The sequence below is a fragment of the Nocardiopsis changdeensis genome (genome assembly GCF_018316655.1).
Lineage (GTDB): Bacteria > Actinomycetota > Actinomycetes > Streptosporangiales > Streptosporangiaceae > Nocardiopsis > Nocardiopsis changdeensis.
In genome coordinates this window covers 2,708,936-2,720,989 of record NZ_CP074133.1, presented here as the reverse complement: position 1 = coordinate 2,720,989, position 12,054 = coordinate 2,708,936, and the positions used below count along the sequence as shown (strand labels likewise).

Genomic DNA, 12,054 nt, shown 5'->3' with positions numbered 1-12,054 from the left:
AAACGACGGTTCGGGGGTTGGGTGCACCGGAAGATCGCCGGTCTGGGGACTCCTGGGTTCGCAGGGCCGACGGCCCCAAGGGGCACCGGTCCGGGGCGGGGTGTGAGCCCGCCGGTCTGGGGGCTCCGCGGTCTGCGGGACCGAAGGTCCTGAGGGGCACCGATCTGGAGGTGCGGCGCCCCGGGGCTCGGCGGACCGGGAGGTCGGCAGGCTGGAAGGGCGGTGCCCCGGCGCGTCACCCTGGGGCGGGCGCGGCTCGGGGCGCGGCCTCCGGAGCACCGGCCGCGCCTTCCCTGGGAGGGACCCGCGACGGGCCCGGCCCCCGCCCGCGGCGGCGGGGGCCGTCGCCGGTCAGCGTCCGCGCAGGGTGCGGTACCGGGCCACCAGCCCGGCCGTGGAGGCGTCCAGCCCCTCCACCCGCGCCCCCTCGGTCAGCGCCGGCTCGACCCGCTTGGCCAGCACCTTGCCCAGCTGCACGCCCCACTGGTCGAAGGAGTTGATGTTCCACACCGCCCCCTGCACGAACACCTTGTGCTCGTACAGGGCCACCAGCTGCCCCAGCACCGATGGGCTGAGCCGCTCGGCCAGGATGGTGGTGGTGGGGCGGTTCCCGGCGAAGGTGCGGTGCGGGACCAGCCCGGCCGGAACCCCCTCCCCGGCGACCTCTTCCGCGGTCTTGCCGAAGGCCAGCGCCTGGCCCTGGGCGAACATGTTGGCCATCAGCAGGTCGTGCTGGGGCACCAGGGTCTCGGGCAGGTCGGGCGCCGGCTCGGCGAACCCGATGAGGTCGGCGGGCACGAACCGGGTGCCCTGGTGCAGCAGCTGGAAGTACGCGTGCTGGCCGTTGGTGCCCGGGGTGCCCCACACGATCGGCCCGGTCGCCCACCCGACCGGCCGCCCGTCGCGCTGCACCGACTTGCCGTTGGACTCCATGTCCAGCTGCTGGAGGTAGGCGGCGAAGCGGGACATGTGGTGGCTGTAGGGCAGCACCGCGTGGCTCTCGGCCTCCCAGAACCCGCCGTACCAGACGCCGAGCAGCCCCAGCAGGAACGGCAGGTTGCGCTCGACCGGCGCCGTCGCGAAGTGGGTGTCCATCAGGTGGAACCCGGCGAGCATCTCCCGGAACCGCTCCGGGCCGATGGCGACCATCAGCGACAGGCCGATGGCCGAGTCGTAGGAGTAGCGGCCGCCCACCCAGTCCCAGAAGCCGAACATGTGCCCGGTGTCGATCCCGAACCGGGCCACCTCCTCGGCGTTGGTGGAGACCGCCACGAAGTGCCGGGAGACGGCCTCCTCCGCGCCCAGGCCCTCCACCAGCCACCGGCGGGCCGCGGTGGCGTTGGTGATGGTCTCGATCGTGGTGAAGGTCTTGGAGGAGATGACGAACAGGGTGGTGGCGGGGTCGGCGTCCACCAGCGCCTCGTGCAGGTCGGCGCCGTCGACGTTGGACACGAACCGGAACTCCAGGCCCCGGTCGCTGTAGGGCCGCAGCGCCTCGTAGGCCATGGCCGGGCCCAGGTCGGAGCCGCCGATGCCGATGTTGACGACCCTCCGCACCGGCTGCCCGGTGTGGCCGAGCCAGCGCCGGGACCGCACCCGGTCGGCGAACTCCGCCATCCGGTCCAGGACCTCGTGCACCTCGGGGACCACGTTCCGGCCGTCCACCTCGATCACCGCCGAGCGGGGCGCGCGCAGCGCGGTGTGCAGCGCGGCCCGGTCCTCGGTGAGGTTGACGTGGTCGCCGCGCAGCATGGCGTCGCGCAGCCCGGCGACCCGGGTCGCCCCGGCCAGGTCGGCCAGCAGGCGCAGGGTCTCGTCGGTGACGAGGTTCTTGGAGTAGTCGGCGTGCAGGCCGCCGACGTCGAGGGTGAACCGGTCGGCGCGGGCGGGGTCGGCCTCGAACAGGTCGCGCAGGTGGGTGCCGGCCAGCCGTTCGCGGTGCGCGCCCAGGGCCGCCCACTCGTCCCTGCGGTCCAGGGCCGGGGCCGTCCCGGCCCGTTCTCCGGTGTCCTCTGCGCGGGGGAGGGGTGTGGCAGGCATCCGGTCGCTCCTCGTCGTCCGTAAGGTCCAGGTGCGCGGCGGGCGGCACGGGGCTCGGACCGTGCCCGCACGTCCGCGCCGCGGCTGTGAAGACCACCTTGCCACGTCCGCGGGCCCGCGCGGCGTTTTCCACAACCCCGGCCCCGGCGGCCTTGTTCCGCTCCCGCCGGACGGGGCGGGTCAGCCCCGGCCGACCTCCTCGCGCTCGCGGCGCAGCTGTGCCACCTCGGCGCGCAGTGCGCGCAGCTCGGCGAGGATGAGGCGCTGCCCGTCGGGCCCCTCGCCGTCGGGGCCGGCGCGGCCGCCGCCGACCGGGCCCTCGCCGCCGCCCCCGGGCCGGTCGTCGTCCTTCTCCAGCGCCTCCACTGCCACGGCGATGAACAGGTTCAGGGCGACCAGTGTCGACACCAGCACGAAGACGACGAAGAAGACCCACGCCATCGGCATGTGCTCCATGACGTCCTTGGCGATGGTGCCCCACCCGTCGGCGGTGGCGATCTGGAACAGCGTGAACAGCGAGGTGGGCAGGTCGGCGAAGTACTGCGGGGACACGTCGGCGAACAGCCGGGTGGCCATCACCGCCGCCACGTACAGCAGCAGGATGACCAGGAACAGGATCGACAGCATGCCGGGCAGCGCCCGGAACAGCCCGGCGACGACGTGGCGCAGGCTGGGGATGACCGAGAGCAGCCGCAGGACCCGCAGCACGCGCAGCACCCGCAGGACCGAGAACGGCCCGGAGGTGGGCAGCAGGGCGATGCCCACGATCACCAGGTCGAACCAGCTCCACGGGTCGCGGAAGAACTCCGCCCGGTGGGCGTAGATCCGCAGCAGCAGTTCGACCACGAACAGCGCCAGGATGCACAGGTCGATGCCGTGCAGGAGCGTTCCGTGCTCCTCCATGATCCGGGGCGAGGTCTCCACACCGAGGATGACGCCGTTGACGAGGATGAGGGTGACGACGGTGCCCTGGAACCAGGAGGCGTCGACGATCGTGCGGACCCGTTGGCGCAGTGTCACGGGACAGGGGGCTCCGTTCCTGGGGGAGGGTCGGGGTTCGGCCGGAAAAGCCTACCGTCCGTAACCGACATCGCTTTCCCCCTTGCCCCGCTCTGTCCGCTCCGACACTGGAATACCCCGCCTCGACCAGGCATGATCGGAAAGTAGGGATGACCGAGGGTGAGGGGGACGCCCGTGGCCGGAGCAAGCGAGGGGTCGGACGGGGAGCGCTGGGAGCGGTCCGAGGACATCGACGACGTGGACGCCGACATGGACGTGGGCGCCCCGGACCAGGACAGCGCGGTGGCCGAGTACCTGCTCGACCACCCGCACGGCCTGCGGATCGACGAGATCGAGGACCGCGGCTCCCTGGGGATCGGCGACGAGCTGCGCAGGGAGGTCGCCGAGCAGGCGCCCGATCCGCAGGAGGGGCCGCGGGACGAGCGGGCGCCCGCGCCGCGGCGCGAGGACCTGGCCCGGGTGCTGCGGGCCGAGGAGTTCGCCGAGCGGCTGCGCGAACGCGGCGTGTGAGGGGCGGCCCCGGTTCAGGCCCCCGGGGCCCCGTCGCGGTCGGCCAGGTCGGCGGCGAGCCAGCGCTCCACCCGCATGACGTGGACGGTTGCGGCGGCGCGGGCCGCGTCGGGGTCGCGGGCCAGCAGGGCCTCGTGGATGCGCCGGTGGTCCTCGCGCAGTTCGTCGGTGAACCCGGCCTCGCGGTGCCCGGCCCACACCCGGGCGTTGAAGGTCCGCGACGACAGGCCCTGGCTGACGGCGGCCAGGGTGGCGTTGCCGGTGCTGGCGACGATGGCCTGGTGGAAGTCCAGGTCGGCGGTGACCGTCTCGGCCTCGGTCGCGGGGGCGCCGTCGATGCGGTCCAGGAGCGTGCCGATGCGCCTCAGGTCGTCGTCGGTGGCGCGGGCGGCGGCCAGGGCGGTGGCGGCGGGCTCGATCATCCGGCGGACCTGGAGGACCTCCAGGAGGGTGTCGCCGCGGGAGACCTCGGCCAGTACGGAGAAGGTCTCCAACAGGTCGGCGGGGCGCAGGGCGGTGACGTAGACGCCGGCCCCGTGGCGGGCCTCCAGGACGCCCAGGGTGGTGAGGGAGCGGATGGCCTCGCGCATGGAGCTGCGGGAGATGTCCAGGCGGGCGGCGAGGTCGCGTTCGGTGGGCAGGCGCTGGCCGGGGCCGACCTCGCCGGAGGCGATCATCTTTTTGATGCGCTCGACGGCCCGCTGGGTGACCGGGGTCCGGTCGTCCATGCAGCTCCCCTCCGATCCCTGTGGTCGTCGCGCCGGGGACGCCTTCTGATCACCTCCCCGGGCAAGTGATCATACCAATTCGTTCCGACGAAACCCCCATACCCGACAAAGGGCCGGTTCTTGCTCTTTTCCGTTCGCGTGTGACAAAGTGGTCTGACCACTCAGAGGCTCGTGGCGAGCAGGCCGCCGCCGGTCCGGCGCGGCGCGAAGGAGGCCCATGCGGATCGCGCTCTTCATCACCTGTGTCAACGACACGCTCTTCCCCGATACCGGCCGGGCCGTGGTGCGCCTCCTGGAGCGGCTCGGCCACGAGGTCGTCTTCCCCCCGGACCAGACCTGCTGCGGGCAGATGCACTACAACACCGGCTACCGCCGCCCTGCGAGCAGGCTCGCCGTCCGGTTCGTGCGCACCTTCGAGGACGCCGACGCGGTCGTGGTGCCCTCCGCCTCCTGCGCGGCGATGGTCCGCGACAACTACCCGCGCCTGGGCGGCAGCGGCAGCCGCCTGTCCCGTAAGGTCGCCGCCCTGGCCCCGCGCGTGTACGACCTCACCGAGTTCCTCGTGGACGTCCTGGGCGTCACCGACGTGGGTGCCTACTACCCGCACCGGGTCGTCTACCACCCCACCTGCCACGGGCTGCGCATGCTCGGCCTGGGCGACCGCCCCTACGAGCTGCTGCGCGCGGTGCGCGGCTTGGAGCTGGTCGAGCTGCCCGGGGCCACCGAGTGCTGCGGGTTCGGCGGCACGTTCGCGGTCAAGAACGGCGACGTCTCCTCGGCCATGGGCGCCGACAAGGCCCGCCACGCCCTGGAGACCGGCGCCGAGGTGCTGTGCGCCGTGGACAACTCCTGCCTGATGCACATCGGCGGCATCCTCTCGCGCCAGCGCGCCGGGATGAGGGTCGCCCACATCGCCGAGATCCTGGCGAGCACCGAGAAGGACTTCGAGGGCGCCGGGACCGAACAGACCGGCCGGGGCCGGACCGAGAAGGAGGGCGCGACCCGATGAGCAGCGCCACGTTCCTGGGCATGCCGCCCTTCCCCGAGGCGGCCCGCACCGCTGTGCGGGACTCGCGGCTGCGCTACAACCTGCGCAAGGCCACCCACACCATCCGCGACAAGCGCGGCCTGGTGGTGGACGAGCTGGGCGAGGACTGGGCGCGGCTGCGCGCCGAGGGCGCCGAGATCAAGAACCGCACCCTGCGCCACCTCGACCACTACCTGGAGCAGCTGGAGGAGTCGGTGACCCGCGCGGGCGGGCACGTCCACTGGGCCCGCGACGCCGCCGAGGCCAACCGGATCGTCACCGGTCTGGTTCAGGCCACCGGCGAGACCGACGTGGTCAAGGTCAAGTCCATGGCCACCCAGGAGATCGAGCTCAACAACGCCCTGGAGGCCGCGGGCATCACCGCCTACGAGACCGACCTGGCCGAGCTGATCGTCCAGCTGGGCGAGGACCTGCCCTCGCACATCCTGGTGCCCGCCATCCACCTGGGGCGCTCCCAGATCCGCGAGATCTTCCTGGAGCAGATGGCCGAGTGGGGCACGCCCGCCCCGCCCGGGCTGACCGACGATCCGCGGGCGCTGGCCGAGGCCGCCCGGACGCACCTGCGCGAGCGGTTCCTGCGCACCCGCACGGCCGTCTCGGGCGCCAACTTCGCGGTGGCCGACTCGGGGACGCTCGTGGTGCTGGAGTCGGAGGGCAACGGGCGCATGTGCCTGACCCTGCCGCAGACCCTCATCTCGGTGGTGGGCATCGAGAAGATCGTCCCGACCTGGAACGACCTGGAGGTGTTCATGCAGCTGCTGCCGCGCTCCTCCACGGGCGAGCGGATGAACCCCTACACCTCCACCTGGACCGGGGTGACCCCGGGCGACGGCCCGCAGGAGTTCCACCTGGTGCTGCTGGACAACGGCCGCACCGACGTGCTGGCCGACACCGTGGGCCGCCAGGCGCTGCGCTGCATCCGCTGCTCGGCCTGCCTGAACACCTGCCCGGTCTACGAGCGCACCGGCGGCCACTCCTACGGCTCCGTCTACCCGGGCCCGATCGGCGCGATCCTCACCCCGCAGCTGCGCGGGATGGGGTCGGAGGTCGACGAGGCCCTGCCGTACGCGTCCTCGCTGTGCGGCGCCTGCTACGAGGTGTGCCCGGTCGCCATCGACATCCCCGAGGTGCTGGTGCACCTGCGCGAGGAGGTCGCCGGACGCCGCGGCCACACGGGCGAGAAGGCCCTGATGGCGGGGGCGGAGACGGTGTTCTCGTCCTCCCGGACCCTGGGCGCGGTCCAGCGCGCCGCCGGGCTGGGCCGCGACCTGGTCCCCCGGCACCTGCCCGGGCTCGCCGGGGCCTGGACCGACACACGCGACGTCCCCGACGTCCCGGCGGAGTCGTTCCGCCGCTGGTGGAACGAGCGCGACAGCGCGCGGGAGGAGGACCGATGAGCGCCAAGGAGGCGATCCTGGCCCGGGTGCGGGCCGCCCTGGCCGACGTCCCCGCCGACGAGTCGGTGCACCGGCCGCGCGAACGGACCTACCTGGACTCCCACGCGGTCGGCCCCACCCTGGAGGTGTTCGAGGACCGGCTGGTCGACTACAAGGCGCTGGTGCACCGGGTGCCCGCCGACCGGGTCGGCGCGGAGGTGGCCGCGGCCCTGGCCCGGCGCGGTGCCCGCCGTGTGGTGGTGCCCCAGGGGCTGCCCGGGGAGTGGACGGAACAGGCCGGCGTCGAGACCCTGGCCGACTCGCGGGAGGCGCCCCTGGGGGTGCACGAACTGGACGCCGCCGACGGGGTGGTCACCGCGTGCGCGGTCGCGATCGCCGAGACCGGGACGATCGTGCTGGACGGCGGCCCCGACCAGGGCCGGCGCGCCATCTCCCTGGTCCCCGACTACCACCTGTGCGTCGTGCGCGCCGACCAGGTCGTGGACGGGGTGCCCCAGGCGGTGCGCCTGCTCGACCCGGCCCGCCCGCTGACCTGGATCAGCGGGCCGTCGGCCACCAGCGACATCGAGCTGAACCGGGTGGAGGGGGTGCACGGCCCCCGCACCCTGGAGGTCCTGCTGGTCGAGACCGGCCCCTGAGGTCCTCCACTGCGCAGGCCCGGGAAACCCCCGGGCCTGCGCAGTGGTCCTCTCCGGGGGGAGTAGGGGGGACACCCGATGGCCCGGCGGCGTCACGATGCGTAGCGTCGAGGTCTGGACTCCGCCGCCGACGGAACGGGAACCCATGCCCCCTGAAATCCACGACGACCGTCCGCCCCCGCGGGGCGTCCGACTCCTGTCGGCCTCCGCTCTGGCCTCCGCTCTGATCCTGGCACTGACCGCCGTCCCGGAAACCGCCGCGGCCGACACCTCCGGCCTCCCGCGGCTCGCCCTGCCCGCCCCCACCGGCGGCCTCCCGGTGGGCCGCACCGACCTGCACCTGGTGGACGCCGACCGCGAGGACCTGTGGTCGGACGGTCCCCGCGAGCTGATGGCGACCCTGTGGTACCCGGCCCGCTCGGACGCCGGCCGCACCGCCTCCTACCTCACCGGGGCCGAGGCCGAGGCCTGGATCGAGGGCTCCGACGGCCTCCTGCCCGACGAGTATGCGGATGTCCTGCACGGGGTCCGCACCCACTCCCGGGCGAACACCGCCCCGGCGCGCCCCACGGGCGACGGGTACCCGCTGGTCCTGGTCTCCCCCGGCGCGGGGCACAACGCGATCCTGTACTCCTCCCTCGCGGAGGACCTGGCCTCGCACGGCTTCGTGGTGGCCGGGATCGACCACGCCCACGAGGCGGGTCCGGTGGAGTTTCCCGGCGACCGGATCCTGACCTGTCCCATGTGCCCACCCGCGCAGGCAAGTCCCGAGACGTGGCCCGAGGGGGCCGTCCAGCGGGGCGCCGACGTGTCCTTCCTGTTGGACCGGCTCACCGGGGCCGACGGCGCCGCCCCCGCCTGGCGGTGGTCGGGGGTCATCGACGCCTCCCGGGTCGGCATGGCCGGGCACTCCTGGGGCGGGGCGGCGACCGCCGAGGCGCTGCGCGTGGAGGACCGGGTGGACGCGGGGATCAACTACGACGGCCCCTACTACCGGCCCGCCCTCGACGCGGGCACCGACAAGCCGCTGGCCCTGCTCCAACGGGACTTCGAGCTCAACGAGGAATGGGAGGCGGGCTACCGGGAGTTCTGGCCCCGACTGACCGGGTGGCGGCAGTGGATCCGCGTCGCCGGCGGGGGCCACTCCAACTCCGTCGACGAGGGCCTGCTGGCAGAGCAGCTCGGGCTCAGGGACTCCTATACGCCCCAGGAGTGGCGGCGCCTCTACGGAGACCTGGGCACCGGGCGCGGACTGGACCTGACGCGGGCCTACACCCTGGCGTTCTTCGACCACCACCTGCGCGGGGCCGACCCCGGTCTGCTGGAGGATCCGGCCGCCGTCCATCCCGAGCTGGTCGTCATCGAGCCCTGACCCACGGGCCGCGGGGCCCCGCTCCGGCCCCGGGCCGGGGCGGCGGGCGTTCAGCCGCGGGGGCGCCAGTCCGCCAGGAGCCGGTCCAGCGGGTCGGGGGCCGCCTCCTTCTCCGCGAAGGGCGCCTGGTACCGGGCGCCCGCGCCCTGCGGGGACCGGTGCCTGCGGGGCCGGGGCGCGACGGCCGCCGCCTCGGTCCGTTCCCCGTCGCTCCCGTCCTCCCCGCCCGACCGGGCCAGCGGCGCCTGGTACCGGGCGCCCTGGGCCGCGGGGCGGCGCCTGCGCCGGATCCAGGTGCGGGCCGGCCTCCTCTCCCGGGGCTCTTCCCCCTGTCCCTGCTCCACCCGCTCACCGGTGGCGGTGAACCACACCGGCAGCTCCTCCAGCCCGTGCACCGACAGCGAGGGCCGCCACCGCAGGTCGGCCGGCTCCACCGCCAGCACCATGCCGCGCAGCCGGTCCACGGCGAGGTCGACGGCGGTGCGCACCAGCTCCCGGGAGAACGCGGTGGCCGGGCAGCGGTGGGCGCCCGCGCCCCACGACAGGTGGGACCGGTTCCCGGCCAGGGCCATCGCGTCCTCGCCGTGCCGCGACACCGACGGGTCGGTGTGAGCCGAGGCCAGCCCGAACAGCAGGGGCTCGCCCCGGCGGATGTGCGCGCCCGAGAACCGGATGTCCATGGTGGAGTAGCGCCCCGCCAGCACCTGGAGGGGCGAGTCCGTCCACATGACGTAGTCGATGAAGTCCTCCGGGGTGAGGGTGCCGCCCAGGTAGGCGGTCCACACGCCGGGGTCCTCCAGCAGCTTGAGCAGGGCGTTGCCGATCAGGTGGGTGGTGGGCTCGTGCCCGGACCGCCACAGCAGGGTCAGCGCCTCGACCGCCTCCTGATCGGTGAGCGCGTTGGGGTGGGCCAGCAGGTGGCCGACCAGGTCCTCGCCGGGTTCGCGGCGCTTGCGCTCCACCAGCCCCTGGAAGTAGCCGCGCACCGCCCGCGCGGCGGCCGCCGTCTCCTCGGGGTCCCCGCTCCAGGACCGCTCGGCGAGGTCGGCGAGCATCCGACCGTACTCGTCGGGCAGGCCGAACAGTTCGTTGAGGACCATCGCGGGCAGCGGGGCGGCGTACCGGCCGATGAGGTCGGCGGAGCCCTCGGCGGCGACCCGGCCCAGCAGGTGCACCGCGGCGCGCTCCACGACGGGGACCAGCTGCGAGGTGCCGACCCTGGCCAGCGCGTCCACGATGGGGATCCGCAGGCGCTGGTGCTCGGCCCCGTCGTGCCCCAGCGCCTCGGTGCGCGCCGGTCCCCCGTCGGCGCGCCAGGGGCGCGGGTCCGCGGAGAAGTGGGTCTGGTCCCGCAGGGCCTGGAGGTTCTCCTTGTAGCCCAGCAGGAGCCAGCCCGGGACGCCCGGGTCCAGCTCCACCGGGACCAGTCCGCCGTGGCGTTCGCGCAGCTGCCGCCAGGGCAGCTCGCCTCCCCGGTGCAGTGCCAGGGCCCCGTTCGCGCTGTAGGGGCAGCGGGCCGGGCCCGCGGCCGAGGGGCCCTCATGGTCGGCGGGGCCGGTTCCCTGGTGCATGGAGACTCCTCGGTGGCGGCGGATGCAGGAGACGCTAGGACCGGGATGTTTCCGGAATGCTTCCGCGAGGAAAGGTCCACCTTTCCGCGACCGACACTCGATCCCGGTCGGGGGCGAGACCGGATTGAGGGATATGGCACGTGTTCGGCGTTCCGGCGGACCGACGGTGACGTTCCGGCCATCGCGGACCAGGGAGCACGGAACCGCCGCCGACCGGGCGGATCGGGCGCCGGCGGCGCGATCCGTACGGCCGACGGGAGCGGTTCCCGGGCGAATGCGCGGCACGGACCCCTTTCCCCGGCGAAGCCGCGGATACTCCGGTCCGGACGTTTTTCACGGGTATTTCCGTTCTCTCACGTGCGGGGCGGGCCTGCGCCGCTCGGTAGGATCGTCCACCGACCACGAACGACGGGACACGGGGGCCACGGGTGGGGAGCAGGAAGCAGCGGCGCGCGCCGCGCGAGCGGGCCGTGCCCGACTGGGACGGCCCCGCGCCCGCGTCCCCCGCGGCCGACATCGTCACCGAGGCCGTAGACGCCCTGGTCACGGGTCGCGGCGGCGGTGGCGTCGACCTGGCGGCGGCGCTGCTCGCCGACACCGAGGACCCGGCCCGGGCCCGCGCCGCCGAAGAGGCCCTGACCGCGGCCCTACGCGACGCGGCGGGGTCGGTGTGGGCGCGCGGCTGGCAGCCCGCCGAGGCCGTGCGCCGCCTGGACCGCCTGCTGGGTCCGGCCGCTGCGGCGGTGGGAGCCCACGCGGCCGCCGTCGACCTGGAGCGCCACTCCCCCGCCACCGTCGACCCCGCCTGGACCGCACAGGTGCGCGCCCTGGAGACCGTCGCCGACCCGTTGGGGCACCTGGGCCGGGCCCACGGCCTGCTGCGCTTCGAGGCGGTCGAGCTGGTGCTGCGGACCCTGGCCGCGCTGCGCGCGCTGCCGCCGCTGCAGCGCCTCATGGACGTGCCCGGCTCCCACCGCCCGGGCCGGGTACGCCCCTCCCGCGCGCGCACCGAGGTCGACCGGGGCAAGCTCGCCCGGGTCCGGGCCCTGCTGGCCAAGGCCGAGTCCACCGAGTTCCCCGAGGAGGCCGAAGCGCTCAGCGCCCGCGCCCAGGAGCTCATGGCCCGGCACAGCATCGACCGGGCGCTGCTGGAGGCCGACGAGGAGGAGTCCTCCGAGGCCGGGTACGCCCGGCGGGTGCCCGTGGACGCCCCCTACGACGACTCCAAGGCCGTGCTCCTGCACGAGGTCGCCGAGGCCAACCACTGCCGGGCGGTGTGGCACCGCGAGCTGGAGACGTGCACCGTCATGGGCTTCCCCGACGACGTCGACGCCGTGGACCTGCTGTTCACCTCGCTGCTGGTGCAGGCCGAGGCCGCGATGCGGGCGGGCAGCTCGGTGCGCGACCGGTCCGGGCGCCGGGCGGGCAGGGACTTCCGGTCCTCGTTCATGTCGGCGTTCGCGGTGCGCGTGGGCGAACGCCTCACCGAAGCGGCCCGCAGCGTCCGCGACGCGGCCCAGGCCGAGGCCGGACGCGACCTGGTGCCGCTGTTCGCCGCCCGCGAGCGCGAGGTGGAGAAGGCCGTGGAGCAGGCGTTCGGCGAGCTCACCTACTCGCGGATGCGCGGGCCCTACAGCGAGGACGGGTGGAACGCCGGACGGGCCGCCGCCGACGCCGCCTCCCTGGGCTCGCGCCGCCCCGTCACCGGCCGCTGAGCCCGGCCGGGGCCA

General features: G+C 74.4%; 10 protein-coding genes. 6 read left to right on the top strand and 4 right to left on the bottom strand.

All coding sequences use genetic code 11. From position 1 onward, the window contains the following. Positions 1-351: 351 nt before the first annotated feature. Together pgi and KGD84_RS12240 are read right to left on the bottom strand one after the other, a co-directional pair. Positions 352-2,040, bottom strand: a complete 1,689-nt coding sequence (pgi, locus tag KGD84_RS12245; RefSeq protein ID WP_220560426.1) for a glucose-6-phosphate isomerase — start codon at positions 2,038-2,040, stop codon at positions 352-354. Between the two features lie 180 nt (positions 2,041-2,220). Next, entirely contained in the window at positions 2,221-3,060 is an 840-nt protein-coding gene (locus tag KGD84_RS12240) for an ion transporter (RefSeq protein ID WP_220560425.1), read from the bottom strand. 249 nt (positions 3,061-3,309) lie between these two features. Here KGD84_RS12240 and KGD84_RS12235 point away from each other — a divergent pair, with 249 nt between their 5' ends. Then, positions 3,310-3,570, top strand: a complete 261-nt coding sequence (locus tag KGD84_RS12235) for a hypothetical protein (RefSeq protein ID WP_370634686.1) — start codon at positions 3,310-3,312, stop codon at positions 3,568-3,570. Between the two features lie 14 nt (positions 3,571-3,584). On the opposite strand, the gene KGD84_RS12230 is transcribed toward KGD84_RS12235, so the two are convergent. Continuing rightward, entirely contained in the window at positions 3,585-4,298 is a 714-nt protein-coding gene (locus KGD84_RS12230) for a FadR/GntR family transcriptional regulator (RefSeq protein ID WP_220560423.1), read from the bottom strand. A 217-nt stretch (positions 4,299-4,515) separates the two neighbouring features. On the opposite strand from KGD84_RS12230, the gene KGD84_RS12225 reads away from it, so the two are divergent. The 4 genes from KGD84_RS12225 to KGD84_RS12210 all read left to right on the top strand — a co-directional run bounded on the left by KGD84_RS12225 (position 4,516) and on the right by KGD84_RS12210 (position 8,753). Next, positions 4,516-5,307 (top strand): (Fe-S)-binding protein, encoded by a 792-nt coding sequence (locus KGD84_RS12225; protein ID WP_220560422.1) that lies wholly within the window; start codon positions 4,516-4,518, stop codon positions 5,305-5,307. Then, a complete protein-coding gene (locus tag KGD84_RS12220; protein ID WP_220560421.1) occupies positions 5,304-6,743 on the top strand; it encodes a lactate utilization protein B in 1,440 nt (479 codons plus the stop codon). Before KGD84_RS12225 ends, KGD84_RS12220 begins: the two co-directional genes overlap by 4 nt. After that, positions 6,740-7,381: a LutC/YkgG family protein gene (locus tag KGD84_RS12215; protein WP_220560420.1), complete on the top strand. Its 642-nt coding sequence runs from the start codon at positions 6,740-6,742 to the stop codon at positions 7,379-7,381. Before KGD84_RS12220 ends, KGD84_RS12215 begins: the two co-directional genes overlap by 4 nt. A gap of 145 nt (positions 7,382-7,526) precedes the next feature. Next, positions 7,527-8,753: an alpha/beta hydrolase family protein gene (locus KGD84_RS12210; RefSeq protein ID WP_220560419.1), complete on the top strand. Its 1,227-nt coding sequence runs from the start codon at positions 7,527-7,529 to the stop codon at positions 8,751-8,753. 50 nt (positions 8,754-8,803) lie between these two features. Here the strand turns inward: KGD84_RS12210 and KGD84_RS12205 are convergent, their stop codons facing one another. Further along, a complete protein-coding gene (locus KGD84_RS12205) occupies positions 8,804-10,324 on the bottom strand; it encodes a cytochrome P450 family protein (protein ID WP_220560417.1) in 1,521 nt (506 codons plus the stop codon). A 428-nt stretch (positions 10,325-10,752) separates the two neighbouring features. Between KGD84_RS12205 and KGD84_RS12200 the strand changes: the two genes are divergently transcribed. Next, positions 10,753-12,039: a DUF2786 domain-containing protein gene (locus KGD84_RS12200; protein ID WP_220560416.1), complete on the top strand. Its 1,287-nt coding sequence runs from the start codon at positions 10,753-10,755 to the stop codon at positions 12,037-12,039. Positions 12,040-12,054 lie beyond the last annotated feature (15 nt).

Bases quoted from the DNA above. Each gene is read 5' to 3' on its own strand.
- pgi (WP_220560426.1), bottom strand. From the start codon at position 2,040: ATGCCTGCCACACCCCTCCCCCGCGCAGAGGACACCGGAGAACGGGCC.
- KGD84_RS12235 (WP_370634686.1), top strand. From the start codon at position 3,310: ATGGACGTGGGCGCCCCGGACCAGGACAGCGCGGTGGCCGAGTACCTG.
- KGD84_RS12225 (WP_220560422.1), top strand. From the start codon at position 4,516: ATGCGGATCGCGCTCTTCATCACCTGTGTCAACGACACGCTCTTCCCC.
- KGD84_RS12215 (WP_220560420.1), top strand. From the start codon at position 6,740: ATGAGCGCCAAGGAGGCGATCCTGGCCCGGGTGCGGGCCGCCCTGGCC.
- KGD84_RS12220 (WP_220560421.1), top strand. From the start codon at position 5,304: ATGAGCAGCGCCACGTTCCTGGGCATGCCGCCCTTCCCCGAGGCGGCC.
- KGD84_RS12210 (WP_220560419.1), top strand. From the start codon at position 7,527: ATGCCCCCTGAAATCCACGACGACCGTCCGCCCCCGCGGGGCGTCCGA.
- KGD84_RS12230 (WP_220560423.1), bottom strand. From the start codon at position 4,298: ATGGACGACCGGACCCCGGTCACCCAGCGGGCCGTCGAGCGCATCAAA.
- KGD84_RS12205 (WP_220560417.1), bottom strand. From the start codon at position 10,324: ATGCACCAGGGAACCGGCCCCGCCGACCATGAGGGCCCCTCGGCCGCG.